Genomic DNA, 25633 nt, shown 5'->3' on the forward strand with positions numbered 1-25633 from the left:
AATGCATCCTTATACAGATTGTCCCATCTTTCCTGATCGGCATATTGTATGATACGAAAGAACTTCTGTAAATAAAGACACATGAAATCAATAAGATCACTATTGATATCAAACAACTTCATCTCATAATCAAGGTTTCATCTTTGTTCCAGTCGCTTTTATGTATGCACTCATACAAGGTTTTACGATGTTCCCATTTTGATTCGCCCATGTAAAGGGTCAGGGAATAAACCGGATACAACAGATGCAGTTTGGTATTGGTCTTGATCTGTTGATGGATACCGGCATACTTGTAGTTCAAGATACGAACGGGCATGTAGGGATCCTTCTTTCTCTGAAATTCAGGATGGAGAAAGAACTTGTCATCATAAAACATCAATAAATCATTTTCCTTACGAAAACCAAGATCATGATGCGTTTCCTTGTCGTAGAGCGAAAGCTTGTCTGGATTCAGAAGTAACCTCTTCTTAAAATAGACGGAAGAAAACAAATCGGCAAAATGCTGTTTATTGGAAAAGACCTCCTTTAAACAGAGATTATAGGGATTCATTGTCAAAATATCATCTTCCTTTCTTTTTATAAATGAATCCTGAATCAGCACTATTTCTATTCCGGAAAAAATAAGTACTATTTAATACGATTAAAAATCAAAAAACTATCAAAAGCACTTTAATTTTTTTTTGATTTTAATATATGAGTCAAAAGAATTAAAATATGTGAATAAATTGAAAAGAATTGTACATTCAGTAGATCATCAAGATTTCCATAAAAAGATGATTCCCTCTTTTTTGTGTGATAAAATCAGAGATAAAGAGATAAGGGGGAATCTATCTCATGAAATTTACAGAATTGACGAAGGAAGAATTTGATGCGTTTGCCATTACACATCCGTTATGTAATTTCTGGCAGACATCCAATATGGCACAAATGCGGGAAGCCAAAGGTTTTTCAACGTATTATGTTGGTATCAAAGATGAAAGTGGGAAAATTATTGCCGGCTCGATGTTGTCGGTGCTTCCTATTTTTATGAATGGAACATTGGTACAGGCATTACGAGGACCATTGTTGGACTATAAGGACGAAGAACAGGTCACTTTTTTTCATGAGCATTTAAACGCATTTTTAAAGAAGAAAAACTGTATCTACCTGCATATTGATCCCTATGTGCCTTATGTACCGCATGATTTAGATGGTAATGTAGTTGAAGGGGATTTTGATAATCGAGATGTAGTGTCCTTGTTGAAAAAATTAGGGTATCGTCATGAAGGTTTTACACGAGGTATAGATTTAAGCCGAGAGCCACGATGGATTTATACCATTCCTTTAAAAGGAAAAACACCGGAAGAACTGATGAAGCAGTTTGAAAGAAAAACTGTTCGAAGTATCAAGAAAGCACAGAAATATAATGTACAGGTTCATGAGCTTTCACGTGATCAAATCGAAATTTATGAAAAAGTATTAAAACAGACTGGGGAGCGGCGAGGCTTTCAGGGAAGAGATGATGAATATCATCATCGTTTGTATGATGCGTTTCATGATGCAGGTTATGTGAAATTTTTGAATGCGACAATCGATTTAGATGATTATAAAAAGGATTTGATGGACGATCTTCAAAAACAGGAAGCCATTGTCGAAACATCAAAAAAGCGTTTAGAAAAACAAGAAAGCCCTAAGATTCAAAAGAAAATGGATTTGGCCCAAGAACAAGTTAACCAGTTGAAAAAGAAACTGGAAGAAGCGGATCAAATGATTCAGGAAGACGGGCAGGTTTTAGATCTTGCCAGTGGTATTTTCTTTACTTATGGAAAAGAAGTATTGTGTCTGATGAGTGGAGTGTATGAGAAGTATATGCGATTTGCGGCTCCTTATGCGATGCATTGGAAAATGATGAATTATTGCATTGAGCATGGTATGGAGAGATACAATTTATATGGAACCAGCGGTATTTTTGATGAAGGCGCTCCGGATTATGGTGTGTACTTGTTCAAAAAAGGGTTTCAGGGCGAAGTCGTAGAACTGATTGGTGACTTTGAGTATATCGTGGATACGAAGAAATATAAGATCTATAACACACTAAGAAAAATCAAGCATAGTTTACAGAAATAGAAGCAGAGTTTACATGATTTTTACTTTAGCCCTCTTGTGTTTATGATAAAATGAAAAAGAATTTCAGCAGGAAAAGGGGAATGTAAAATGATTCGCATATGTATCGTAGAAGATGATGAAAGTATTCGACAGTTATTAAAATTAACGTTAGAAAATTTTCAGTATGAAATCGTTGATTTTGATAATGGAGCGGATGCACATGAATATTTATTGAATCATAAAGTGGACCTTGCGATATTGGATTTGATGTTGCCGCGTATGAACGGATATGAGATCTTAAAGCAGATGCGTCAAAAGAAGCTCAATAAAGAAACGCCGGTCATTATTTTAAGTGCTAAAGATCAGGAAGTAGATAAGATTATGGGACTTGATTTGGGAGCCGATGATTATATGACCAAGCCTTTTAGTGTTTTGGAGCTGGCTGCGCGTATCCGCACCCTACTTAGAAGAACAAAAAAAGAATCAGATACGATTGAGCAGGGAATTTTGCGAATTGATGTGGATCAACGTATCGTGCATGTGCAGGATCAGGTTGTTGAGTTGACGTTTAAAGAATTTGAGCTTTTAAAATATCTGGCTTCCAATGCGGGTCGAGCCATATCACGTGAGGAATTGTTGAATCAGGTATGGGGCTATGATTTTGTGGGTGAAACTAGAACATTGGATGTGCATATTAACTCATTGCGAAAGAAATTAGGTCCTATTGGAAGAAATTATATCAAGTCTGTTCGTCAGTTAGGTTATCGTTTTAGTACGGGTGATTCCAATGCGTAAGAAGATCATCCGTTCTTTTATGATAACTTTTTTAATCTCTTTCCTATTGGGATTTAGTGTATTATATGCGGTCTTATACATGGTCTTTCTGGAAAATCAGCGCAGTGAGCAATTTCACGAACTGCAGATCATAGAGAAGATGGGGGATGACGATCAGGAAGGCGTTGGAAAATATCTGATGGAAAATGATTCGCGTCTAACGATCATCCAGACCGATGGAACGGTCATATATGATAATGCGGTGTCAAAAATTGATGAAAACCACCTGCAAAGAGAAGAGGTTCAGCAGGCGTTGGATACAGGTAAGGGAAGTACCATTCGTAAGTCAGATACGACTAAACAAAACTATTTATATACGGCAGTTTTTGATGAAGAAGATGCCAAGGTCATTCGCCTTGCGATTCCTTTTCAAGGGATATCACAATCCTGGATGGTTTTAATGCCAAGTTTTTTAGTTGCGTTTCTTGTCGCTCTATCGACGGTCTGGTTCATTTCTAAAAAAATGGCAACTTCGATCGTTTTGCCATTACAAAAGATATCACAGACTATATGGACGACACGAATCGGTAAGGAAAAAATACATTTTGAAGAATATCATTATCCGGAGCTAAGTGAGATCACTGTTGCGATCGAATCAATGAATGAAGAAATCGGTGAAAACTTAAATCAGCTGGAGAAACAAAAACAGATTCGGCAGGAGTTTTTTTCCAATGCTTCGCACGAATTAAAAACTCCTTTGACATCGATCATGGGTTATACAGAACTTCTTCGAACGCATACGATTACAGATCCTAAACAGGTCGATCGATGCTTGGAGCATGTCGCAAGAGAAGGTAAGCACATGACACAGCTGGTAAATGATATCCTGATGGTTTCCAAGCTGGAAAGTGAAGAATACAGAGCGCCATTCAGTCATATCTCGGTTCGGGAAGTGTTGGATGGCCTTCTGGAGAGATTTAAAGTTCAGCAGGAAAAGATGAATTTAAATATTGTTGTAGATTGTCAGGATCTGTATGTTTATGCCAATAAAGGTCATATAGAGGGCGTTTTTGAAAATTTGATCAGCAATGCCATAAAATATAATGTGTATGATGGAACGGTGTCAATTTCCTGCTACGCATCAGGAAAAAATATGATTTTAAAAGTACAGGATACAGGTATCGGTATTCCACAGGAAGATCAGGAAAAAGTGTTCCAGCGCTTTTATCGTGTGGATAAACAACGTTCCAAAGTGATTTCCGGAACAGGATTAGGACTTTCAATCGTCAAGCATATTGTTCATTTCTATAAAGGGTCGATTGAACTGGAAAGTAAAGAACAAAAAGGAACAACGATCACGTTGTCCCTTCCAATTTTAGTACATACGATTCCAGAAGATTAAACCTTTGATATCGGACGTAATGCGATATAAAGTATGATGTAGCGTAATAGATCCACTAAGATAAAGAGGATAAAAACGCGGAGTGGGTATTCTCCTGATGTGATATAACCGATAAAGCGCGGAAGAAAGGCAGCTATAGAGATTCCTTCGGCGAGTAAACAACCAAGCAAGATCTTTTTAGAAGCCGGATGGTTGTAGTACATAAAGAAAATCGGTATGGTCCAGATTACGGCACTAACGATACAAAGTATAAAGATGTCTTTTGTCGCAAATACGGTTTTCAGATCATTACTGACAAAAAAACTGGAGAAAATCTGTACCAGGATCGGAAAGACCATCAAGCTGGCGTAAACTGCAATTCCCAGTCGAACTGAAATCTGCGGCAAAGTATAAGGCTCTTTTTCTTCGTACTCTTCTTCCTCTATTTCTTCTTCTGGATCATGATAAGTAGAGCGAATAGGTTCAAATATTTCTTCTTCCTGTTCATCGTATTCGTCATCTTCAATTTCAATTACATAGTCAAATAAGACCTTGGCCCAACGGTTCTGTTTAAGATAACTGCCTAATGCAGAAAGGAAAATCAACTTCACCAGCATGCATCCAATCAGTGCTCCATAGACCAGAATATTGGATAGATCGTTGATCAGATAGTAGCCGGGAACCATCAATAAAGCAATTTCAAAAACATAACAGATCCAGTAGAAGATGCGAAAAACCTTATATCCTCCGGATAACATTAAAAACAGGATAAAGTAGAGAATGAGCTGTCCTGCCGCCAATACGATAAGCAGTGTATTGGATAGTTGGCTTTCCTGGATTGCAAAGAAATCCATATGCAGCAAGGCCCATACACCTATAAAATATAGAAGCAAGAGTAAATAAGAAACCCACAGACGTATCAGAACACGTGTTTTTGCTTTTTTATAAATCGTTGCATCATCTTGTTGATAATTGATCTTTTCCATGTTAAATGTATTATATGAAAAGGAGATTAGAATGTCAAAAACTGTAACTATTGAACGAATTGTAGGAAGATCCCATCTGGCCTCTGAGATGAAAAGTGGATCTTTAGATGTATTGGCGACGCCACAGATGATCGCATGGATGGAAGAAGCCAGCTGTCAGGTATTGGATCTGGAAGAAGGCATGACCAGTGTTGGGACCCTGATGCAGGTAAGCCATGATAAAGCCAGCCCGCTGGGGGCAAAAATTCGCATTGTTTCTACATTAACAGAGCAGGATGGAAGAAAGCTTAAGTTTCATGTAGAAGCGTTTCAAGGGGGTGCTTGTATCGGAAAAGGCGAACATGAGCGCTTTATTGTACAGGCTGAAAAATTCCTGAAAAAAACATATGGTCAATAAAAGACTGTAAAACTCACAAAAAGCTTACACCTGATCATGAAACAGTGTGTAAGTTTTTTTAGATGCATTAGAGTGGTTCTTATATTTTATGCTCTAATCTTTACTAACATTTAAAATTTAGCTGGTTCAATGCATAAAATGACAAAAAAAGATTTGTTGATCCCATCTATTTATGGACAGATTCTTATTTTTTAAGCGGGATTCAATGGGTTATACTTGCAACTGCCACAAATCTAAGTAAAATATCTTTTGAGATGAGAAAAAGTTAGCGGGAGGAATGATTGTGTATAACGTTCGTAAAGTTCAAGAAGATTTGATTTGGGTGGGAGCCAGTGATCACCGCTTAAATCTATTTGAAAATATCCATCCGATTCCACGTGGAGTTTCCTATAACTCTTATGTGCTGTTGGATGAAAAGAATGTATTGTTTGATACAGTAGATTGGTCTGTATGCGGACAGTTTTTGGAAAATCTGAAGCATGTATTAGATGGAAAAAAAACTGGATGTGATCCTCATCCACCATGTAGAGCCAGATCATTTGGCAAGTCTGGAAGAGGTCATGCTTCGTTATCCGGAAGCTAAGATCTATGCTACCGCAAAAGCGATTACGATGATGGAACAGTTTGGCTTTGCGGTGGAAGGAAAAACACAAGCTGTAAAAGAAGGCGATACATTAGAACTGGGAAAACATACATTGACTTTTGTAATGGCCCCTATGGTGCATTGGCCGGAAGTTATGGTCAGCTATGATTCATATGGAAAAACGTTGTTCTCGGCAGATGCCTTTGGTACATTCGGTGCATTAGACGGTAAGCTTTTCAATGATGAAGTGGATTTTGACAGAGACTGGATCGATGATGCTCGTCGTTATTTCACAAATATCGTTGGCAAATACGGTGTACAGACCATGAACCTTTTAAAGAAGGCCAGCCAGTTAGATATTGAAATGATCTGTCCACTGCATGGACCGGTTTGGAGAAACAATTTCTCTTATATCATTGAAAAACATCAGCTTTGGGCTACCTACACACCAGAAGTTAGGGGCGTTATGATCGCGTATGCATCGGTTTATGGTCATACAGAAAGCGCTGCACAGGCTTTAGCTTCCAAGCTGGTACAGGCAGGAATCAAAGATGTAGTGGTTTACGATGTATCAAATACAGATCCATCCTATTTAGTTTCAGAAGCATTTAAATATTCGCACATTGTATTGGCTTCCAGTACATACAATGCTTGTATATTCCCTAAGATGCAGGAATTCCTGGAACATTTAAAAATGTTGAATTTCCAGAATCGTACCATCGCAATTATGGAGAATGGCTCCTGGGCCAGCATGTCCGGAAATCTTATGAGAAAAATGTTAGAAACGATGAAGAATATGAATGTTTTAGAGAGTACGGTAAAAATCAACAGTTCTTTGCACACAGAAGAACCACTGGATGCATTGACAGAGGCAATCAAACAATCTATGTAAGAGGCTTAATTGCCTCTTTTTTGTTTGACATTCATTTTGGGGAAGAATAAGATAACTGTGTATTGTCAAAGAAGGTACGAATATGAAACTAAAGCAAATTAATACAGATATATATGAAGCTTGGATCGAACAATTTGAGAACAGAAATTTTCTACAATCCAGCTATGAAGGAGAAAAGATGAAAAAAGATGGCTGGGATGTACGATATCTGGCCGGTATGGAAGAAAATACGATTCAAGTCTGTGCCATGGTTGCGATCAAACCTCTAATGAAGCTGTTTCACTATGCCTATATTCCCAGAGGGCCTTTTTATACAAATAAGGAGAATCTCAAAGAATACTATGGTTTACTGCAGAGCTATTTAAAAAAAGAAAAATGTGTGTATCTGGAAACGGATCCTTATGTTCCTTTGCGACAAAGAGATGAAAACGGGCAGATCGTTGAAGGCGGATGGAATCATCAGGATGTTGTCGATCTTTATCAAGAAATGGGTTTTACACATTTTCCACTAACGCAAGGTTATGATATGACAAGACAGTGTCGCTGGATGTCAGTCTTACATTTAGAAGGCCAAACAAAGGAACAGGTGTTCAAGGCTTTTCCTTCCAAGACCAGACAAAACATCAAAAATGCCCTGAAGTATAATATCAAAGTACGAAAACTGGAAAAAGATGAGCTCTCCATTCTGCACGATCTAGTTAGTATGACCGGAGAGAGAAGACACTTTTCTTCTTTATCTCTAGAATATTACCAGGAACAATACGAATATTTTAAGGATAAGGCTCAGGCCTATTACGCTTATCTGGATATTGACGCATATGTCGAAAATATTCAACAAAGCATGGATAAAGAAAAACAGGTAATCGAACAGGCTCAACAAAGGCTGCAGGAAAATCCTCATTCTAAAAATTCACAGAATCGTTTGCACACCGCTACTTTACATTTAGAATCTTTGTATAAACGTCAGGAAGAGGCTGCACTTTTACAGAAAGAACATGGACATGAATTAGGATTGGCGGCAGCTATGTACATTTTTTATGGAAAAGAAGTGGTATATTTGATGAGTGGTTCCAATGATGCCTATAAGAAATTTAAAGCGCCTTATGCTCTGCAGTGGACAATGATCCAAAAGGCAATTGAACAAGGTTATACGGACTATAATTTTTATGGCATCAGTGGATTGTTCGAACCAGATCAGGAAGGCTATGGGGTCTTTGATTTTAAACGAGGCTTCAATGCGGTCGTAGTCGAACTGATAGGAAACTTTATCCTGCCATTACATACGATGCTTTTTAATGTATATAAGAAAAAGAATCATTTGGATATTTAAAAGGACAGATTGCTCTGTCCTTATTTTTGTATGGCGCTGTCGATATAACCGGCCTTGTTGCTGTCTAAGTCTTCCGGATTCCCAAAGCCATACCAGACCATATATCCTTCATAACCGGAATCGTTGATTCCTTTGATCTGGGCCTTGATCTGATCTGGTGTTAAGTCTCCATATGCCTGTATCCAGGAACGATAGACAGGTGGATTCTCCAACTCTTTCATTTCTTTGTCTGCCAGACGAGTATATTCTTCCAGTACCTTTCCAGGATCACTGCTAGGATCTTCGATTCCCATCGCTCCGGCAGAGAAATGATCGGAATAAGGCATCGGACAGATTACATCAACACTGTTGGCAATCGCAAGATAAAACTGTCCGATATCCTGATCATCCTGTGCAACCAAAGGCCAGGCGAAGACATCGGCAGCCACATAGACATGGTAGGGCTCCAGTTCTTCCTTGGCATACTGTAAAAAGCCTTGTAAGGCAGCAGTCTTACTTTCATCATAGGTGTTTTTTAAGTCAATGGAATCCATGCTTGCACTCAATCCATCCGGAAAACGAACGTAGTCAAATTGAATTTCGTTGACACCGCAATCCGCCACTTCTTTGGCAATGGCTACATTGTACATCCAGGCTTTACGAGAATATGCACTTGGCCAATACTCATCGTTGTGAACAATGAGATTTCCGCTGTTGTCGGTAATAGATTCTTTACTGTTTTGTAAGGCAAATATTTGATCCTTAAAGGTTACGATACGACCAATAATGTAACAACCCTGATCCTGAAATTCCTTAATGAGATCTTTTAATTCATCCATAGAAGCTAATACATTGGATTTTGCCTGCTTTGGATCGTTTAAATATTCATCTGCCGCTTTTGAATCATACCACAGGTAGCCGGCATCTCCTTTTAATTCCACAACATAGGCATTGACACCGGTCTCTTTATTCAAGTTTAAATAATATTCTTTATTCTGGATCATATTCTCTAATGAGATATGAACCGCATTGCAGTTGGTCAATAATGAATTGTCTTCATACTCGACAGTTTGCGTTGGCTTATAATCGATTTGGTCGATATAGGCATCCTTAGAGTATCCTTCACCATAATATTCATCCCAATAGGTTGAATATGTTATATCTGTATTCCAGTTTTTTGTAGATAAATCTTTATCGGTTTCTACGTATTTTCCGTTCAACCAATATTTCTTTCCGTCTTTTTCGATTTGATACCATCGAATTTCTCCAGTCGTTTGATCAAGATCATCAAGATCGACCTTTGTGACCTTAACACTTTCTCCTTTTTTTACGATTTCATCACATAAAGGACCATCTTTTTTCTCGCGCAGATTGATCAATCGTCTTGGATAGACGGTATCAATCTGGATGCATTCCTCCAATGTGTTTTTTAAATAACGATTATCCAGGGAGATTTGCATGCCTTCATACTGGAAAGTAGATTCCTTTTCTTTTTTCTCTGATAGGCGAACCGCAGTACCGCGAGGGATGCTGAATTTCTTTTCGGCAGCTTCTCCGTCAACGATATAAGGCACGCTGACTTGCAGCGTGTTTTCTTTGCTGTAGATATAACGGATAGGATGGATCGCATTATAGATGCCTGAGGAAATTGCTGTGATACAGGATACCAAAAAAGCAGCGGCAATCAATGCTCCACCGATCCGAATTAGGGCGCCGGCTCTAAGTTTTCTCTTTTTCATCAGAAGAACAATATCATAATTGGTGAAAAAAAGTCAATTTTGGTCCAAAATTGACAACTTATCCCCACTTTTTGATGGAAATATGCGATAAAGTCTGCCCAATCAAGACGCCACATGTATCAATCATGACATCGGTAAACTGCGCAGATCGTCCGGCAATAAAAAACTGATGAAATTCATCACTGCAGGCATAGAGAAAACAAAGTATTAGACTCAATCCAAAAGCCCATTTGGATTGAGGTTCTTTAAAGGAGCGATATACGCAAAAGCCTAAAACCATATAAATAGTAAAATGAGCCAGCTTGCGAATCAAGAAACGGGCTGTATCTTCCTGCAGAAACGGAAACAGAAATAAAAAGGAATCGCTTTGCAGGGTAGACTGACTGGCATTTCTGCCGGAAAACCAGAAGATCAACAAGGCTATTGCCAAACTGGCCCATCGCCATTTAATGTGCTTTGACATGTTGAAGAAGCAGCAGATTTCGGGCTTTTAAATAATCGCTGTCGCAAAAACAATTGATGGTCTTAATCGTATGAAACTCAAAGTATTTTTGAAGATCGGCATCATCAATGATGATATAGGAATCAATATGATGTTTGTCGATATATTCTTGTATGACCTGAAAGCGGGGTGTGGATTTTCGCGTTGTACCGATAAACGCCTGTTCCAGATGCAGGATCTTAAAAAGATAATAAAGCTCATGCTTAGAATAAATTAATCGCCAGGAGCTTGTTAAAACGATACGGGCATCAAATTCATCCACCAGCTTCTTTAAAAGGCTACAGGCATTTTGATCAAAACCATAATAAACAAGGTTGGTAAAATAAATATTCAATTTTAAAAATTCAGGATCATGATAGAGTTTGGCAAGTTCTTGATTTAAATGATAATCAAGAGCAGAACTGTTATTGGTTTTTAAGGGATGTAATACTCCATCAATGTCCAAAAAGATAACAGGATGCATAGACTCCTCCTGTCCTTATTGTACAAAATACAAAAGTCAGGGGCAAGATATGATACAATGAAAGACAAGAGGAGGCTTCCTTATGAAACAAAAAGTTGTTTTGGTCACCGGTATGTCAGGTGCCGGGAAATCCAGTGCCATGAATGCTTTGGAAGATATGGGATACTATTGTATCGATAACTTTCCAAAAGAGCTTTTACCAAATTTAGAAACATTACTGGAAAAAGAAGATCATTATCAGTATGTTGCGTTATCTGTTAGTGCCATCGATTATTTAGATTTTGTGACGTATTTTAAAAATATGCCGGAACCGATATCTATCGTTTTTCTGGATTGCAGTGATGAAGAACTGCTGCTTCGTTATCGCTTTACCAGACGACATCATCCGATGATTGCCATAGGCAAAGCGACAACAATCGAAGAAGCTATCGAAATGGAAAGAGATTTATTTGATCATTTACAAGATAGTGCTCCGGATATGATCCATATTGATACGACAAAGATCACACCGACATCTTTGGCTAGTCGCATTCGACATCGCTTTAAGATGCAGGAAAAAAGTCAGTTTACCTTGACGTTTCAATCGTTTGGCTTTAAGCATGGTGTTCCTTTAGATGCAGATATGGTCATTGATGTACGCTTTTTGCCCAATCCGTTTTATGAACCCGAGTTGCGGGATAAGACCGGCAATCAAAAAGAAGTCTATAACTATGTCATGGAAAAACCGGAAACCCAGGATTTTATCGTTCGGTTAAAAAATTACACAGATTTTGTTTTTGAAAGCTATGATCACCAAAATAAAAACCATATGATTGTTGCGATAGGCTGTACCGGCGGGCAACATCGTTCCGTATCCATATGTAACTGGTTATATGATATATATAAGGATACTTATCGTTGTTTTAAATCCCATCGGGATATAGGAGTGGATGAAGAATGAAAAATATCGTAGTCATTGGTGGTGGGACCGGACTTTCCAGCATGCTTATGGGAATGAAAAGTATTCAGAATGCCAATATTACCGCTATTGTAACGGTGGCCGATGATGGCGGAAGTACCGGTCGTATCCGAGATATTTATAATGTACCGGCAGTCGGGGATATCCGTCATGTGCTTTGTGCGATGGCACAGGATGATGAAAATCATTTGTTCAGCGATCTGATGAATTATCGATTTGAAGGGGATAAAGATATCGGTGGGCATAATCTGGGAAACTTGATCTTTTTAGCTTTGATGAATCTGACAGGTTCTTTTATTGGTGCCATTCAGGCAATCAGCAAGGTTTTGAAGGTCAAAGGAACGATCGTACCCAGTACACTGGATATTGTAACTCTGTATGCGATGATGAAGGATGGAACGCTGGTCCGGGGAGAAAAAAACATTCCTACATTGGATAACAGTATCGATCACGTGTTTTATCAAAAGAAAGTCACTCCGTATTTGCCGGCCATTCAAGCCATTGAAAATGCGGATATTCTAATTTACGGGATTGGTTCACTATATACATCGATCATGCCCAATTTGATCATAAAAGAGATTTCAGAGGCAATTCAAAGAACGACATGTCCGCATATTTATTTCTGCAATGCGATGTCACAGCCTGGGGAAACAGATAACTACAGCATGGAAGACCACATTCGTGCTATTGAAAAACATGCGTTTAAAAATCCGGTGGATCTTGTCGTGGTCGATCAAAGCTATATCCCACAATCAATTCTGGATAAATATGCGAATATGAACTCATATCCGATTCAAGTGCAGGAAAAGGAGCATTCGTATCAGATTTTAAAACGAAACATGATTTATTTTGATGAAAAGGGGCGTATTCGTCATGATCCCAAAGCTGTTCGGGAAGTCGTAGAAGAAATTTTAAAGGCTCTTTAGAGTACAATTAAAAATCTCATGGTATAATAACTAGCGCAAAAAAGGAGGTTTGGCATGTCATTTACAAGCGAGGTAAAAAAACAGATCTGTGATGATGTACTGGATACAAGTGCTGCCAAAGCACAGCTTTGTGCTCTGTTACAAATGCGGGCCTCTTTGCATATGAACTGGCAGGGGATGTACTTATCGTTTCAAACCGAAAATGCGACGATTGCCAAGCATGTCTTTCAAAGGATGAAAGAGCAGTATCAGGTGGATCCTCGTCTGTCTGTTTTGCGAAAGATGCAGTTAAAAAAGAACAATGTCTATCGTATTCAAGTCTATGACAAGGCGCAGACAATTCTCTCGGATCTAAAGATTTTGACGGAAAGCGGCCTGCATTTTGCGCCACCGATCCAATATACACGCTCAGAGAAAAACGCTCGTGCCTATCTTCAGGGATGTTTTTTAGCCGGTGGCAGCATCAATGATCCTAAAACGACAAATTATCATTGTGAGATCAGTACACATGAAGAACAGATGGCCCAAAGCATACAAAAGATGATGCAGCGATTTTATTTGCCGGCTAAGACCATACGCCGAAAGAATGCGTATATCGTCTATCTAAAAGCCGGTGACAAGATTGCCGATTTTTTAAAGCTCTGTAACGCATCCCAGGCTTTGTTTGACTTTGAGGATTCACGAATTCAGCGTGATTTCTACAACAATTTAAAGCGTTTGGATAATTGCGAGCTGGCTAATGAAATGAAGGCGTTAAAAGCAGGAAAAAAACAGTTGGATTATATATACGCATTGGAACAAAATGAGAATAAGGTTGAGATTTCTTCCAAGATACGGCATGTGATGGAAATACGGAAGAAGTTCCCGGAAGCCAGCATGAATGAGCTGTGTGAACAATGTTATCTGGCGTATGGCGAGATCATTTCCAAATCGGGGATGAAGCATCGACTGGGGAAAATCAAAGAAATGGCAAAGCCGTTTTTGGAGGATGCAGATGCGTAAACTAGGATGGATTATAATGTGTCTGTTGGTATTGACGGGTTGTTCTGGTCCCTTGCTGCAAAGAAAGACATTTACGGTTGAATTAGGACAGGATATTTATGCCAATGCGGCATTATATATTAAGGATGCGCAAAATTATCCAACTGATGACTGGGAAGTGGAGGCCAAAAGTTCCGGTGTTGTGAAGACACAAAATCGTTTTACTTCTGAGAATATGGATTATCTGGTGGTTGGAGTATATGATTTTGTGATTCATGCGGGAAATCGGGATATCGATTTCTCCATTTCCGTAAAAGATACACAACCGCCAACGATATTATCCTGTCCGACAGAGATCGATATTTCGACAGGACAAAGCATAGATTGGTCGGCTTATATCAAAGCCAGTGATTTAAGTGGAGTTTCATTTTCAACGACATCGGATTTTAATGCTTCAACTGCCGGATCGCAGGATGTATCAGTACGCGTATCCGATCGTTTTGGCAATGCGGTAACACGAGAAATCCATGTCAATGTAACATAAGGAGATATAGATGCATTTAGAAATGTTTTTAGGATTAGGAATTCCTTTTTTGGGAACGATGCTGGGAGCAGCGGTCGTTTTCTTTTTAAAAAAGGGAGTGCCGCCATTGGTTGAAAAATTTATGCTTGGCTTTGCGGCCGGTGTTATGATTGCAGCCAGTGTCTTCAGCTTATTATTGCCGGCGATGGAAGAAGTCGAACGTTTACATCAAAGCAGCTGGCTGGTGACATCTGTTGGCTTTTTGTTGGGAATCTTCTTTTTATTAGTGTTAGATGAAGTGATACCACATATGCATGTAGATTCGGATCAGGAAGAAGGAATCCATACTTCCTGGAAGAAAACTACAAAGCTATTCTTTGCGATGACGCTCCATAATATTCCCGAAGGTATGTCATTAGGCATCGTTTTTGCCGGATTATACAGTGCTAATACTGCCTTGACCATTGAAGGCGCTTTGGCACTTTCTATGGGAATTGCCATTCAAAACTTTCCGGAAGGAGCTGTTTTATCTTTGCCATTACATTCACAGGGAATGTCCAGAATGAAATCATTTCTTTTAGGAACCGCTTCGGGCATCGTAGAACCGATTGGTGCGTTTTTGACGATCTTGTTTTCGGCAGTCTTGCAGCCGATTTTGCCCTGGTTGTTAGCGTTTGCGGCCGGAGCTATGGTCTATGTCTGTGTAGAGGAGCTGATTCCGCAATCCCAGCACGGGAAGCATTCGAATATTGCCACGATTGCCTTTGCGATTGGTTTTGCCTGTATGATGATCCTGGATACGGCTTTGGGGTAGAATATGAAACTGACAAAAGCCGATCGTATCTTGATCGTGATCTTGATGTTGATATCCCTTTCAAGCCTTTTCTTTTTGTTGGGACATACGACACAAGCGAACAGGGCGGATGTGTATGTCAAGGAAGAAAAGGTTTTATCAATTGACTTAAATCAGGATGGACAATATAGCGTAGAGGGAACCAATGGCAAAGTCAACATCGAAGTAAAAGACCATGCGGTACGTGTAACACAGGAAAACAGTCCGCATCATCTTTGTTCTAAACAAGGCTTTGTTTCGGATTCAAATGTGCCGATCGTGTGTCTGCCCAATGAGACAGTCATTCAAATCGAAGGTGACACAAAGGAAGATACGGTGATACAATGAAAACAGAAAAAATTGTAGAGTTATCCTTTTTGTGTGCCATTGGAATCGTTTTACAGATACTGGAAAGCTTTCTGCCTACCTCCTGGATCATTCCCGGATTCAAGATCGGTTTTGCCAATATTACGGCTTTGTTTGTATTAAAGATGTACGGTATCCAATCGATGTGGTTAGTCAGTGCCATGCGGGTTTTTCTGGCAAGTCTTTTACAGGGAACTTTGTTTTCGGTTTCTTTCTGGCTGTCGGCAAGCGGTGCTTTTCTGGCATTATGCGCTATGAGCATTGGCTATAAAACCGGTTGGTTTTCCATTTTAGGAATCAGTGTTCTAGGTGCGGCCTTTCACAGTATTGGCCAGGTTTTGATGGTGACATGGATCTATCAACAGTTTTTTATGCAGTTGTTTTTGCCGGTTTTACTGGCATTGTCTATTGTAAGTGGCTTATGCATCGGCGCTTTGAGCCAGCTTATGATGAATCGATGGAAAGGAAGAAAAAGTATATGATGTTTGTTTATAAACCACAAGGTGTATGTTCTCGTGAATTTCATTTTGAGATTCAAGATGGCGTAATCCAGTCTTTTGAAGCCATTGGCGGATGCAATGGCAACTTGAAAGGAATCGGACGTCTGTTAAAGGGAAGAGATGTAAAGGAAGTCATGGAGGATCTGGAAGGAGTAACTTGTGGCATAAAGAGTACATCATGTCCGGATCAGATTTCTAAAGCTTTGCAGACGTATATAAAAGAAAATGGCTGATTATTTTTTAGGGGCTTTAAAAGCACTGGAAAGACGCTCTAAAGATAATGTACTGATCTTTTCAGATGTCTTGACAGAGCGTTTGGATGCTTTGGTAGAATCGATGATCTATCAAAAGATTTCCGATAACGATTATTTAAAGACCTTGGAGCTATACTATAAAAAATACCAGCGGTTTGAAAACCATAAAGGTATGTACTTTTGTATCCTTCGCATGCAGCAGATCATGCAGCTAAAAAATGCGCGAAAAAGACAAGAGAACTGGCATTATCTGGAATTTACATCCGATGTGGACAGCGAGGTACAAGAATTTTTAAAAGCCCATAAATCGTATTATCAAAATGCGATTTATGAATATACGCGGGTATTTTTACTGATTCTGCTGGCTGTTACGATTGCCATTTTAGTTCTCGGTGTTCTGGTCTTTCAAGTTCCGTTTTTGATCGGGTGGCTGGTATCCATCGCCTTTTATGGAGGTGTATGTTTTTTTGGCAAACAAAAAGGAATTGACTTCTTGATGGAGAAACAGATTCAAAAACTATATCCTGATTTAGATATGCTCTGTCAAAGATTGGATCGTTGTGTCATGGAGAAACAAAAGAAGCGAAAGAAAATTTTCTAAAAGACTTGTTAACATCTTCACAAAGCATAAAAAAATGCTAAAATACTTGTAGGAGTGATTAGACATGGCGACTAAAAAAGTACCAAAAGCAACCTTGCAGAGATATCCGTTATATTTAAAAGCACTGCGTCGTTTAAAAAAGAATGGCGTACAAAGAATCATGTCCAAAGAATTATCAACGTTTGTAGATATCGAATCCACAACGATTCGTAGAGATTTTTCCTTTTTAGGAAATTTGGGGAAACAAGGATATGGTTATGATGTAGATCGACTGATAGAGATTTTTAATGCGGAACTTGGAGTCGATTTTGATGAAAAGATCATTTTGGTGGGAGCCGGTAACTTAGGGCGAGCTTTGATGAATTATAATAAATGGGATCATGTGGTTGGAGAAATTGCCTGTGCCTTTGATATGGATGAAGCCAAGGCCGGAGTCCAGTTTGGTGTACAGATTTATCCAATGACACAATTAGAAGAAAAAATTCCGGAAGGCTGTCATATTGCCATTTTGACGATTTCCCATAAGATACAGGAAACGGTGGATCGTCTGGTGGCTTGTGGAATTACCGGACTTGTGGATTTTACCCATGAACATTTTCTGGTGCCAAAAGGGGTTGCCGTGAAAGTTGTGGATGTGGTATCATCAATACAAGAGTTGGTTTTTATTACCAATTCCATGGATACAAAGGCTAAGAAACAGTAGTTGCCATAAGTGATGCGTCAAAAGAGAGTTCTGTACGGTGAAAAAGAACCGATAGCTTATAAGCACAAACAACTGTGGAGCCAGGCTGGAGAAATAGTAGTAGTCAGTCTCGTTGGAGTGCGTTAATCTCAAGAGGGCTTTTTTGAAACAGGATGGTACCGCGGTTATATATCGTTCCTAACGGGGCGATTTTTTTATTTTACAGGAGGAGAAAAGATGTTAGTCAAAAAGTTAAAAGAAGATTTTCAGAGTTTTGATGGACAAGATATCACATTACAAGGATGGGTAAGAACCAATCGAAATTCAAAAGCTTTAGGATTTATCGAACTGAATGATGGTTCCTGCTTTGGCAATGTACAAGTTGTCTATTATCAGGAAAGTACAAAAAATTATGAAGCAATCAGTAAGATCACATTAGGCTCTGCGATTGAAGTTAAAGGAAAGCTGGTGTGCACACCGGATTCCAAACAGCCCTTTGAAATTCAGGCTGGATCGATCGAAGTGCTTGGCTTAAGCGATCATGACTATCCTCTACAAAAGAAACGCCATAGCTTTGAGTATATGCGTGAGATTCCTCATGTGCGTCCTCGTGCCAATACCTATTATGCGATTTTCCGCTTGCGCAGTGTTTTGTCCATGGCCATTCATACATTCTTTCAGGATAGAGGATTTGTCTATGTGCATACACCAATCATTACCGGTAACGATGCCGAAGGTGCCGGCGAATGTTTTACGGTCACGACTAGAGAAGATAATAAGTACGAGGAAGACTTCTTTGGCAAACATGCACAGTTGACCGTTTCCGGACAGCTTCACGTCGAACCATTTGCCTTAACGTATCGTAACGTTTATACATTCGGACCTACATTCCGGGCAGAAAACTCAAATACAACGCGACATGCCAGTGAATTCTGGATGATCGAACCGGAACTTGCTTTTGCGGATCTAAGCGATAACATGGACTGCATTGAAGAAATGATCAAGTATTGTATCAATTATTGCCTGGAGCATGCACCGGAAGAAATGGCATTCTTTGAAAAGATGATCGACAAAGACTGCATCAAACGAGTCAAAGCCGTTGCCGCTTCCCACTTTAAACGTATGACTTATACCGAAGCTATTGAGCATCTAGAAAAGGCCAAAGATCAGTTTGAAAATAAAAATATATATTGGGGCATGGATCTGCAAAGTGAACATGAACGTTATATCTGTGAAAAGGTTGTCAATGGACCCGTATTTTTGATTGATTATCCAAAAGAAATCAAAGCATTCTATATGCGTGTCAATGAAGATCAAAAAACTGTGGCTGCTTGTGATTTACTTGTTCCTTATGTCGGAGAACTGGTTGGCGGCTCACAACGTGAAGAACGATACGATGTACTGGTAGAGAAATTAAAAGAATTAAATATCTCACAGGAACCTCTACAATGGTATTTGGATCTTCGTCGTTTCGGTGGCTGCAAACACAGTGGATTTGGACTAGGATTTGATCGTATGTTGATGTATTTAAGCGGTATTCAAAACATCCGTGATGTAGAACCGTATCCACGTACACCACGAAATCTGATTTTCTAAAGAGTCGAAAGACTCTTTTATTTTGCGAATCGAGAAATTTGTATAAATAGTTTATGAATCTAAACAATTAAACAGCCTTTCTATTTTTGGCTTACTATTGTATAATAAGGATATCGATGGAAGGGATAGATTATGAAGAAACGACTGCGGAAATATAAGATTCGATATAAAAGAGTCTTTTTTGCCGCGGCTATTTTGTTTGCCGGTATCTCGTTTCTCTATTTGTTGTTTCACCCTGTCCTACTAAAGGCATCCACAATAGAGGTGGAAATCAATTCTGAGTTTAAACCGGAAGATCAGATTTTATTTGTACTCGGCGACGATAAAGAAGTAAAAATAGATGGAGAGGTCGATACATCTAAGTTAGGTGAATATACGATTAACTACAAGCTTCATCAATATCAAAAGGAAGTAAAAATCAAGGTACAAGACACCAAAGCTCCATCTATAACAACAAAAAATCTGAAAACAGATATGATACAGGACATTGAGCCAGCTTCATTTATTGAAAAATGTGAAGATGCAACAGAAGTTACCTATCATTTTGCAAATCAAGAAGATTTTACTAAACCGGGGCGGTATGAAGTTCCAATTATTGCCACAGATCAAGGAAAAAATGAAACAAGAACAAGTGCTATCTTGGAGCGGTGTGAAGATATAAAAGCTCCGACGATTGAACATTCGGATAAAAAGATAGAATTTAAACAAGGGCTGCTTCCTGATTTTTTGGAAGATGTATCCATCAAAGATGATTTTGATGAAAATCCTTCATTAGATACGGATACTTCACAAGTTAATTTTGATCAGCCGGGCGATTATACCCTCATTTACATTGGTAGAGATCGTTCCGGTAATGAAACACAGAAAACAAGAAGTTTGACAATCTTAAAAAATGAGGAATTAAACCAAAAAATCGTTTATTTAACTTTTGATGACGGACCAAGTAAAAATACAGAGCGAATTTTAAAGATTCTTGATCAGTATGATGTCAAGGCTACATTCTTTGTGACAGGGAATCAACCTTCTTATAACGATTGGCTAAAAGTAGCTCATGAAAAAGGACATACGATTGGCTTGCATACCTTTACACATGATTTTGCCAGCGTTTATTCTTCAACAGATGCTTATTATGACGATTTGCGAAAGATACAAGATATGGTCAAGGACATAACAAATGAAGAAGTCAAATTAGTCCGGTTTCCCGGCGGATCCTCCAATACAATTTCTAAACAATATTTTCCAAAGATCATGACAATCTTGACAAAATCCCTTCAGGATAAAGGCTATCAGTACTTTGACTGGAATTGTGATTCAGGGGATGCCAGTGGAAATAATATTCCGGCGGACACTTTAATTCAAAATGCGACAGCCTGTCAAAGTCAATACATCAATATTCTGATGCATGATACAGCAGCTAAAGATACGACTGTAGAGGCATTACCTAAAATCATTGAACATTACAAATCAGAAGGCTATGTGTTTAAGGCAATAGAGATAGATTCTTTTGCCCCACATCACGGAGTCAATAACTAGGGCGCCCTTTGCGCTCTTTTCATTTTTTGATATACTTAGGGCATGACAAAAAGAAAACTGCATTCACGATTTAAACACCCTAGAATGATCATTGCGATTGTCGTAGTGATCTCTTTGATCAGTGCTGCTCTTTTTCTATATATGAGTCGTCCTACGGATATTGATCGTTTACAGATGACGGTGTTAGAAAAAATGGATTCCGATGTTATTGAAGACAATGTGAAAAAAGGGTTTACGGAAACATTTGAAATCCAGGATTATGGCATTTATGGCCAAACATTGTCTTTTTATCAGGGAAAATATGGACAAAAAAAGACAGATTCATTGATTGGAACCATGGTCGTTTTACGGAATGTGGAAACCAAAAAGGAACTGAGCTTTGCGATCGGGGAAAGTATTGATTCAGGGATTCAGCTAGGCACTCTGGATCCGGGATTGTATGAAATCTATATTTATGAAAACTATGAGAAGAAAAGAGTCTATTTTGAAGATGCTTTCGATAGTGAAACATTTAGTACGATGCGCAATGATAAGCATGTAAAAGATATCACATTACATGCATCCAAAGAGTATTTATCAGACTTTGGTATTTCTTATAAGCTGAACTATGCTTTTTTGGAAGTCAATGAGAATATACCGCGAGTTAAGGTTGCGGATGTGGTTTTAGATCCAGGTGGAATTATTTATAACGAGTTTAGTATGCAGAATGAACCGGGTATCATTACCGATTGGATCAATGAGCCGCAGGAAACATCCAGCTTTGCCGTACTTGTCCAAAAGGAGCTAGAATCCAGAGGGTTAAAGGTTTTATTGACCAGAGAAGCTGATGATTTTGACAGCTATTATGGTTCCTCTTCGCGTGTAGGTGTGGGATATAAGACTAAGGCCAAGGCTTTTATCAGTTTTGAAGTGTATGAAGATGATGAACTGCAGTATCCTTATATTTTGACATCGAATTATACGAAAGGGCTTTTAGCCAATGAAATTGCATATGCTTTTCGATCACAAGATTTAAAGATGGCATCCATTACCAACAACAACGTACAAAACAGTGCGGTCGTAATCGATCCCGGACAAAGCGAGGAAGGACAGGATCGTGTGTATGATGTGTATCCACAGTTAAGAGAATCCGGTGGAAAACAGACTTTTACCGGTGTATTGGAAAATTCATCGGCCAATCAAGGCTATAAAGATGTGTTTGGCATGGAAAGTATTGTTTTTATGCTGGCAAATGGAAGCAATGAAGAAAGTGTTCAGTATTATCAGGAAAATAAAGAGCAGATGGCGAAGACAATTGCCGATGCGATATGTGATTATTATGGAATAGGTGAGAACAGTGAAACTGCAAGTCAGTAATATAAAAAAGAGCTATGGGGCGCAGGATGTTTTGGAAAAAGCTTCTTTAAGCATCCGAGATAAAGAAAAAATCGCATTGGTTGGGAAAAACGGATGCGGTAAAACAACCTTGTTGAAAATTATTTGTGATAAAGAACAGCCTGACCAGGGAAGTCGTGTTGTCCAAAATGGAGTGCGTATTGGATATTTGGCACAGATTACTTTTTCGAACACCGAACATACGGTGTATCAGGAACTAAGCGATGCCTTTGCCAGAGTCAAAGAGTTGGAAACGAAGCTTCATGAGCAGGCGAGTATCTTGGAAACCGATGCCAGCGAAAAACAGATGGAGCGCTATGCTCGCTTACAAAGTGAATTTGAGGCATTGAATGGATATCAATATGAAGTGGAATTAAAAAACGTATTTTTCCATTTTGGCTTTGAAGAAGACGATCTGTATAAAACATTAGACGAATTCAGTTCCGGACAAAGAACACGAATTGCGTTAGTTAAGTTGTTGTTGTCAAAGCCGGATGTACTTTTATTGGATGAGCCAACCAATCATTTAGATATTGAAAGTATCGAATGGCTGGAAAACTATGTCCGACATTATCCAAGTGCGATCGTTCTGGTCAGTCATGATCGAATGTTTCTAGATCATGTGGTCGATGAAATTATTGAGATCGAATACGGTGTGACAACACGTTATGTGGGGAATTATTCACATTATGTGAAAGCCAAAGAAGAATTTATCAAAAAGAATCATGAGGCGTTTTTGCGTCAGCAGGCACAAATTCAACGTCTGGAAGAGTTGATCGAAAAATTTCGCTATAAGAAAAATAAGGCAGCCTTTGCCCAAAGTAAAATTAAATACCTGGAAAGAATGGATCGCATACAAGATCGAAAAGCGGATACATCATCCATGCATGCGACATTTCAATGTGCCAGAAAAGGTGGAAAACAGGTGCTGGAGGTTGAAGATCTAAAAATCGGGTATGATAAACCTCTATCGACTGTTAGCTTCTCATTGATCAAAGGACAAAGAATGGCTGTTGTAGGACCTAATGGAATAGGAAAGAGTACTTTGATCAAGACATTGATGCATAAAGTACCGGCGTTATCCGGACAGTTTCATTTCGGACATCAAATTGATGTTGGTTATTTTGATCAGGACAGCGCTCATCGAAAATCGGATAAGACGGTCATAGATACCTTATGGGATGTATCTCCGGATTTGACACAGACACAGATTCGCAATACCCTGGCCAGTTTTCTATTTACACAGGAAGAGGTCTTTAAAGAAATCAATACGCTTTCCGGAGGAGAAAAAGTGCGTCTTGCTTTAGCAGAACTGATGTTGATGGAAGACAATTTGCTTTTGCTGGATGAGCCAACCAACCATTTAGATATTCCTACAAAAGAGGCTTTGGAAAAGGCTTTGGAAAAATATGACGGAACTATTTTGTTTGTTTCGCATGATCGTATGTTTTTATCTAAAATGGCCAATCGAGTGCTGGAAATGGGACAGGACAGCAAAGTATATGATTGTACTTATACCGAGTATATCGAGAAAAAGGAAGCGGGAACTTTGTTGGAAGCACAGCCGCAGATAGAAAAATCGAATGTGTCTGTACAGTCATTTAAAGATCGAAAAGCTTTGAAAAATCGAGTGGATCGACTGGAGCAGCTCCTTGAAGCGGCACAGGAAGATTTAGAGGCTCTTCGAGAATTACGATATGAACCAGAGTACTATCAAGACTATCAGAAAATGGAAGAGTTGGATCAGCAAATTGATGATAAGCATAATGAAATAGCACACTATACACAAGAATGGGAAGAAAAGATGGAATTGTTGGAGTCTATGTCCTAAAGAATAAGCCCTTATGGTTTGGAGAACACAGGGCTTATTTTTTGTATTTAATGAATAGAATGTATTTTCAAACTTATATTTATACCATGGTTCAAGCGATCACTAAGCATTTCATCGAGTGATCACAAAAAGGTAACTTGTTAAACAGCTGCCTTTAAAAAAATGTAGAAATGGATTTCGATGCCAGAAAATACACAAATTAATTAAGATTTAATCTTTTTAAAATTTTAGGTTGTAATTCTTTTTTGACATGAAGAATAGAAAAAGCTTGTTGGATATCCGAAATCGTACCACTTTCCAGTAAGGCGGAAATGTTTTCAATCAGATTATCCAACTTTCCTTTTTCGATTCCATAATCTTTCCAAGCCAGAAAAGCACCCTGACCAAACGTACACATTTCTTCAACCTCCTTCTTTTCCTCTTTTGTCTACAGTATATCATACTTCTTTTCTAGGATTAATAGAATTTGTTCGAATTCTCTATCCGATAAAAACAACAATGACAATAACTCCATGACATCTTTTGGTTCTTTTAAGATCTCGTCTACTTTTTTTTCCTCTTTAGATTGGATACCAGGATATAAAAGGTGTATTTTTGAGATTCCATAGACCGCCGGATCAAAGCGAAAGTTTCCTTTTCTAAGTTTCTCTTCTGTTGTGTATTCCAGCCAACAGTTGTCTTTCTTTTTCGCATGGCGCAAACAAATCCACAAGGAGGGAACATCCAGGATATCATTGTAAGATTCATTCTGAAATCCCAGGGAATGGTTTTGTTGACCGGCAATGAGTCGGTATGCATAATAAAGGCTTCGGCGAGGAAGATGATACTTATAGGATTCCTCACCCTGTGCTTCAATATGGATCAAAATGGATCGATCCGGATGTAAGGGGTGTTGAAGGACATACAACAGATCATAGATGATTCTGGCCCCAGGCATACGAAGATCTTCCGGATTCAAAGTGATGATCTTGGAATGGGAAGAGCTTGGCTGAATCAAGGAAGCAATTTCGTGCAGGGAAAGATGTTTACATTCGTCCAGACACTGTTGAAGAAGAGCAGCCTGAACAGACTTAAAAGAGAGAATGATTTTTGACTGGGAATCAAAATAATGCTTTTCCATTTCAAGCACGGTTCCTAGTTCACTTAAATGTGACATAAAAAATACCTCCTGCTTATATATACGTAAAAAAGAATCAAAACTATGAATTTTTTAGAAAATCTTTTAAAAAATCGCTAAGTTCAACTAAAAAGTTGATGCAGAGAATTAAAAATGATGTTTTTAATTTTGATAGAGCGTAAGCACATTAATTGGCAACTCAAAAGAACATATGTCTTTTGTCACAAAGGAAACAGATCCTTTCATAGCCAACATATAAGCTTTTGTTTTTCTGGCTTCCGCCCTGATTTGGTATTTCATCTGTTTACGGAATACAAGCCAATCCAAATAGTGCTGAAGATGTCTTATGGAGACTCCATGATAATGCTTGATCATTTGTTTGAATTCCTGATGCAGCTGATTCACTTCGCCCAGACTGTTTCCATTCCGACTTGTATAGTTTTTTTGG

General features: G+C 38.7%; 28 protein-coding genes and 1 pseudogene. 21 read left to right on the top strand and 8 right to left on the bottom strand.

Features of this window, described 5'->3' with window-relative positions:
• Nucleotides 1-118: 118 nt before the first annotated feature.
• A complete protein-coding gene (locus tag G413_RS0109330) occupies nucleotides 119-550 on the bottom strand; it encodes a hypothetical protein (RefSeq protein WP_147285021.1) in 432 nt (143 codons plus the stop codon).
• A 284-nt stretch (nucleotides 551-834) separates the two neighbouring features.
• Here G413_RS0109330 and G413_RS0109335 point away from each other — a divergent pair, with 284 nt between their 5' ends.
• The 3 genes from G413_RS0109335 to G413_RS0109345 all read left to right on the top strand — a co-directional run bounded on the left by G413_RS0109335 (nucleotide 835) and on the right by G413_RS0109345 (nucleotide 4261).
• Nucleotides 835-2106 (top strand): aminoacyltransferase, encoded by a 1272-nt coding sequence (locus tag G413_RS0109335; RefSeq protein ID WP_022790614.1) that lies wholly within the window; start codon nucleotides 835-837, stop codon nucleotides 2104-2106.
• 87 nt (nucleotides 2107-2193) lie between these two features.
• Nucleotides 2194-2880, top strand: a complete 687-nt coding sequence (locus G413_RS0109340; RefSeq protein ID WP_022790615.1) for a response regulator transcription factor — start codon at nucleotides 2194-2196, stop codon at nucleotides 2878-2880.
• A complete protein-coding gene (locus G413_RS0109345) occupies nucleotides 2873-4261 on the top strand; it encodes a sensor histidine kinase (RefSeq protein WP_022790616.1) in 1389 nt (462 codons plus the stop codon). Before G413_RS0109340 ends, G413_RS0109345 begins: the two co-directional genes overlap by 8 nt.
• Here the strand turns inward: G413_RS0109345 and G413_RS0109350 are convergent.
• Nucleotides 4258-5226, bottom strand: coding sequence for a hypothetical protein (locus G413_RS0109350; RefSeq protein ID WP_022790617.1), 969 nt, complete (start codon nucleotides 5224-5226; stop codon nucleotides 4258-4260). The genes G413_RS0109345 and G413_RS0109350 overlap by 4 nt on opposite strands.
• A 31-nt stretch (nucleotides 5227-5257) precedes the next feature.
• On the opposite strand from G413_RS0109350, the gene G413_RS0109355 reads away from it, so the two are divergent.
• From G413_RS0109355 to G413_RS0109365, 4 genes are all read left to right on the top strand, one after another.
• Nucleotides 5258-5623, top strand: a complete 366-nt coding sequence (locus tag G413_RS0109355; RefSeq protein WP_022790618.1) for a thioesterase family protein — start codon at nucleotides 5258-5260, stop codon at nucleotides 5621-5623.
• A gap of 283 nt (nucleotides 5624-5906) precedes the next feature.
• Nucleotides 5907-6206: an MBL fold metallo-hydrolase gene (locus tag G413_RS12445; protein ID WP_244910593.1), complete on the top strand. Its 300-nt coding sequence runs from the start codon at nucleotides 5907-5909 to the stop codon at nucleotides 6204-6206.
• Nucleotides 6112-7098: an FprA family A-type flavoprotein gene (locus G413_RS11445; RefSeq protein ID WP_244910594.1), complete on the top strand. Its 987-nt coding sequence runs from the start codon at nucleotides 6112-6114 to the stop codon at nucleotides 7096-7098. The genes G413_RS12445 and G413_RS11445 overlap by 95 nt, the downstream gene beginning before the upstream one ends.
• A gap of 82 nt (nucleotides 7099-7180) precedes the next feature.
• Nucleotides 7181-8428 (top strand): peptidoglycan bridge formation glycyltransferase FemA/FemB family protein, encoded by a 1248-nt coding sequence (locus G413_RS0109365; RefSeq protein ID WP_022790619.1) that lies wholly within the window; start codon nucleotides 7181-7183, stop codon nucleotides 8426-8428.
• Between the two features lie 20 nt (nucleotides 8429-8448).
• Here G413_RS0109365 and G413_RS0109370 read toward each other — a convergent pair whose 3' ends face one another.
• The 3 genes from G413_RS0109370 to G413_RS0109380 are packed head-to-tail and all read right to left on the bottom strand — an operon-like array spanning nucleotide 8449 to nucleotide 11111.
• Nucleotides 8449-10146, bottom strand: coding sequence for a putative glycoside hydrolase (locus G413_RS0109370; protein WP_022790620.1), 1698 nt, complete (start codon nucleotides 10144-10146; stop codon nucleotides 8449-8451).
• A gap of 58 nt (nucleotides 10147-10204) precedes the next feature.
• Nucleotides 10205-10609 carry a VanZ family protein gene (locus tag G413_RS11450; protein ID WP_022790621.1) on the bottom strand — a complete coding sequence of 135 codons (405 nt, stop codon included), beginning with the start codon at nucleotides 10607-10609 and terminating at the stop codon, nucleotides 10205-10207.
• The gene (locus G413_RS0109380; RefSeq protein ID WP_022790622.1) at nucleotides 10593-11111 is read right to left on the bottom strand and encodes an HAD domain-containing protein; all 519 of its coding nucleotides are present in this window, start codon (nucleotides 11109-11111) and stop codon (nucleotides 10593-10595) included. Before G413_RS0109380 ends, G413_RS11450 begins: the two co-directional genes overlap by 17 nt.
• Before the next feature lie 82 nt (nucleotides 11112-11193).
• Here G413_RS0109380 and rapZ point away from each other — a divergent pair, with 82 nt between their 5' ends.
• The 14 genes from rapZ to G413_RS0109450 all read left to right on the top strand — a co-directional run bounded on the left by rapZ (nucleotide 11194) and on the right by G413_RS0109450 (nucleotide 24068).
• On the top strand, nucleotides 11194-12051 hold the full coding sequence (gene rapZ / locus G413_RS0109385) for an RNase adapter RapZ (RefSeq protein ID WP_022790623.1): 858 nt from the start codon (nucleotides 11194-11196) through the stop codon (nucleotides 12049-12051).
• Nucleotides 12048-12995 (top strand): gluconeogenesis factor YvcK family protein, encoded by a 948-nt coding sequence (locus G413_RS0109390; RefSeq protein ID WP_022790624.1) that lies wholly within the window; start codon nucleotides 12048-12050, stop codon nucleotides 12993-12995. Before rapZ ends, G413_RS0109390 begins: the two co-directional genes overlap by 4 nt.
• A gap of 54 nt (nucleotides 12996-13049) precedes the next feature.
• A complete protein-coding gene (gene whiA, locus G413_RS0109395; protein WP_022790625.1) occupies nucleotides 13050-13997 on the top strand; it encodes a DNA-binding protein WhiA in 948 nt (315 codons plus the stop codon).
• Nucleotides 13990-14520: a hypothetical protein gene (locus G413_RS0109400; protein ID WP_022790626.1), complete on the top strand. Its 531-nt coding sequence runs from the start codon at nucleotides 13990-13992 to the stop codon at nucleotides 14518-14520. The genes whiA and G413_RS0109400 overlap by 8 nt, the downstream gene beginning before the upstream one ends.
• Before the next feature lie 10 nt (nucleotides 14521-14530).
• Nucleotides 14531-15313, top strand: a complete 783-nt coding sequence (locus G413_RS0109405) for a ZIP family metal transporter (protein ID WP_022790627.1) — start codon at nucleotides 14531-14533, stop codon at nucleotides 15311-15313.
• Between the two features lie 3 nt (nucleotides 15314-15316).
• On the top strand, nucleotides 15317-15679 hold the full coding sequence (locus tag G413_RS0109410; RefSeq protein WP_022790628.1) for a NusG domain II-containing protein: 363 nt from the start codon (nucleotides 15317-15319) through the stop codon (nucleotides 15677-15679).
• Nucleotides 15676-16179: a Gx transporter family protein gene (locus tag G413_RS0109415; protein ID WP_022790629.1), complete on the top strand. Its 504-nt coding sequence runs from the start codon at nucleotides 15676-15678 to the stop codon at nucleotides 16177-16179. The genes G413_RS0109410 and G413_RS0109415 overlap by 4 nt, the downstream gene beginning before the upstream one ends.
• Nucleotides 16176-16430: a TIGR03905 family TSCPD domain-containing protein gene (locus G413_RS0109420; RefSeq protein ID WP_394806225.1), complete on the top strand. Its 255-nt coding sequence runs from the start codon at nucleotides 16176-16178 to the stop codon at nucleotides 16428-16430. Before G413_RS0109415 ends, G413_RS0109420 begins: the two co-directional genes overlap by 4 nt.
• Entirely contained in the window at nucleotides 16423-17052 is a 630-nt protein-coding gene (locus G413_RS0109425) for a hypothetical protein (protein ID WP_022790631.1), read from the top strand. Before G413_RS0109420 ends, G413_RS0109425 begins: the two co-directional genes overlap by 8 nt.
• Before the next feature lie 64 nt (nucleotides 17053-17116).
• A complete protein-coding gene (locus G413_RS0109430; RefSeq protein WP_022790632.1) occupies nucleotides 17117-17755 on the top strand; it encodes a redox-sensing transcriptional repressor Rex in 639 nt (212 codons plus the stop codon).
• A 216-nt stretch (nucleotides 17756-17971) separates the two neighbouring features.
• Nucleotides 17972-19330 (top strand): asparagine--tRNA ligase, encoded by a 1359-nt coding sequence (gene asnS, locus G413_RS0109435; RefSeq protein WP_022790633.1) that lies wholly within the window; start codon nucleotides 17972-17974, stop codon nucleotides 19328-19330.
• 132 nt (nucleotides 19331-19462) lie between these two features.
• The gene (locus tag G413_RS0109440; RefSeq protein ID WP_022790634.1) at nucleotides 19463-20863 is read left to right on the top strand and encodes a polysaccharide deacetylase family protein; all 1401 of its coding nucleotides are present in this window, start codon (nucleotides 19463-19465) and stop codon (nucleotides 20861-20863) included.
• Between the two features lie 42 nt (nucleotides 20864-20905).
• Nucleotides 20906-22219, top strand: coding sequence for an N-acetylmuramoyl-L-alanine amidase CwlD (locus G413_RS0109445; RefSeq protein WP_147285022.1), 1314 nt, complete (start codon nucleotides 20906-20908; stop codon nucleotides 22217-22219).
• On the top strand, nucleotides 22200-24068 hold the full coding sequence (locus G413_RS0109450; RefSeq protein ID WP_022790636.1) for an ABC-F family ATP-binding cassette domain-containing protein: 1869 nt from the start codon (nucleotides 22200-22202) through the stop codon (nucleotides 24066-24068). The genes G413_RS0109445 and G413_RS0109450 overlap by 20 nt, the downstream gene beginning before the upstream one ends.
• Before the next feature lie 199 nt (nucleotides 24069-24267).
• On the opposite strand, the gene G413_RS0109455 is transcribed toward G413_RS0109450, so the two are convergent.
• The 3 genes and pseudogenes from G413_RS0109455 to G413_RS12210 all read right to left on the bottom strand — a co-directional run.
• Nucleotides 24268-24465: a hypothetical protein gene (locus G413_RS0109455; protein WP_022790637.1), complete on the bottom strand. Its 198-nt coding sequence runs from the start codon at nucleotides 24463-24465 to the stop codon at nucleotides 24268-24270.
• Nucleotides 24466-24495: 30 nt separating this feature from the next.
• Entirely contained in the window at nucleotides 24496-25224 is a 729-nt protein-coding gene (locus G413_RS0109460; RefSeq protein WP_022790638.1) for a hypothetical protein, read from the bottom strand.
• 123 nt (nucleotides 25225-25347) lie between these two features.
• Nucleotides 25348-25633 (bottom strand): annotated as a pseudogene (locus tag G413_RS12210) (hypothetical protein); the annotation flags it as partial.

Source organism: Faecalicoccus pleomorphus DSM 20574, from assembly GCF_000420345.1.
Lineage (GTDB): Bacteria > Bacillota_I > Bacilli_A > Erysipelotrichales > Erysipelotrichaceae > Faecalicoccus > Faecalicoccus pleomorphus.

Excerpts from the sequence above, each read along its gene's own strand:
- G413_RS0109330 (WP_147285021.1), bottom strand. The coding sequence starts at position 550 with ATGAATCCCTATAATCTCTGTTTAAAGGAGGTCTTTTCCAATAAACAG.
- G413_RS0109335 (WP_022790614.1), top strand. The coding sequence starts at position 835 with ATGAAATTTACAGAATTGACGAAGGAAGAATTTGATGCGTTTGCCATT.
- G413_RS0109340 (WP_022790615.1), top strand. The coding sequence starts at position 2,194 with ATGATTCGCATATGTATCGTAGAAGATGATGAAAGTATTCGACAGTTA.
- G413_RS0109345 (WP_022790616.1), top strand. The coding sequence starts at position 2,873 with ATGCGTAAGAAGATCATCCGTTCTTTTATGATAACTTTTTTAATCTCT.
- G413_RS0109350 (WP_022790617.1), bottom strand. The coding sequence starts at position 5,226 with ATGGAAAAGATCAATTATCAACAAGATGATGCAACGATTTATAAAAAA.
- G413_RS0109355 (WP_022790618.1), top strand. The coding sequence starts at position 5,258 with ATGTCAAAAACTGTAACTATTGAACGAATTGTAGGAAGATCCCATCTG.
- G413_RS11445 (WP_244910594.1), top strand. The coding sequence starts at position 6,112 with ATGGAAAAAAAACTGGATGTGATCCTCATCCACCATGTAGAGCCAGAT.
- G413_RS0109365 (WP_022790619.1), top strand. The coding sequence starts at position 7,181 with ATGAAACTAAAGCAAATTAATACAGATATATATGAAGCTTGGATCGAA.
- G413_RS0109370 (WP_022790620.1), bottom strand. The coding sequence starts at position 10,146 with ATGAAAAAGAGAAAACTTAGAGCCGGCGCCCTAATTCGGATCGGTGGA.
- G413_RS11450 (WP_022790621.1), bottom strand. The coding sequence starts at position 10,609 with ATGTCAAAGCACATTAAATGGCGATGGGCCAGTTTGGCAATAGCCTTG.
- G413_RS0109380 (WP_022790622.1), bottom strand. The coding sequence starts at position 11,111 with ATGCATCCTGTTATCTTTTTGGACATTGATGGAGTATTACATCCCTTA.
- rapZ (WP_022790623.1), top strand. The coding sequence starts at position 11,194 with ATGAAACAAAAAGTTGTTTTGGTCACCGGTATGTCAGGTGCCGGGAAA.
- G413_RS0109390 (WP_022790624.1), top strand. The coding sequence starts at position 12,048 with ATGAAAAATATCGTAGTCATTGGTGGTGGGACCGGACTTTCCAGCATG.
- whiA (WP_022790625.1), top strand. The coding sequence starts at position 13,050 with ATGTCATTTACAAGCGAGGTAAAAAAACAGATCTGTGATGATGTACTG.
- G413_RS0109400 (WP_022790626.1), top strand. The coding sequence starts at position 13,990 with ATGCGTAAACTAGGATGGATTATAATGTGTCTGTTGGTATTGACGGGT.
- G413_RS0109405 (WP_022790627.1), top strand. The coding sequence starts at position 14,531 with ATGCATTTAGAAATGTTTTTAGGATTAGGAATTCCTTTTTTGGGAACG.
- G413_RS0109410 (WP_022790628.1), top strand. The coding sequence starts at position 15,317 with ATGAAACTGACAAAAGCCGATCGTATCTTGATCGTGATCTTGATGTTG.
- G413_RS0109415 (WP_022790629.1), top strand. The coding sequence starts at position 15,676 with ATGAAAACAGAAAAAATTGTAGAGTTATCCTTTTTGTGTGCCATTGGA.
- G413_RS0109420 (WP_394806225.1), top strand. The coding sequence starts at position 16,176 with ATGATGTTTGTTTATAAACCACAAGGTGTATGTTCTCGTGAATTTCAT.
- G413_RS0109425 (WP_022790631.1), top strand. The coding sequence starts at position 16,423 with ATGGCTGATTATTTTTTAGGGGCTTTAAAAGCACTGGAAAGACGCTCT.
- G413_RS0109430 (WP_022790632.1), top strand. The coding sequence starts at position 17,117 with ATGGCGACTAAAAAAGTACCAAAAGCAACCTTGCAGAGATATCCGTTA.
- asnS (WP_022790633.1), top strand. The coding sequence starts at position 17,972 with ATGTTAGTCAAAAAGTTAAAAGAAGATTTTCAGAGTTTTGATGGACAA.
- G413_RS0109440 (WP_022790634.1), top strand. The coding sequence starts at position 19,463 with ATGAAGAAACGACTGCGGAAATATAAGATTCGATATAAAAGAGTCTTT.
- G413_RS0109445 (WP_147285022.1), top strand. The coding sequence starts at position 20,906 with ATGACAAAAAGAAAACTGCATTCACGATTTAAACACCCTAGAATGATC.
- G413_RS0109455 (WP_022790637.1), bottom strand. The coding sequence starts at position 24,465 with ATGTGTACGTTTGGTCAGGGTGCTTTTCTGGCTTGGAAAGATTATGGA.
- G413_RS0109460 (WP_022790638.1), bottom strand. The coding sequence starts at position 25,224 with ATGTCACATTTAAGTGAACTAGGAACCGTGCTTGAAATGGAAAAGCAT.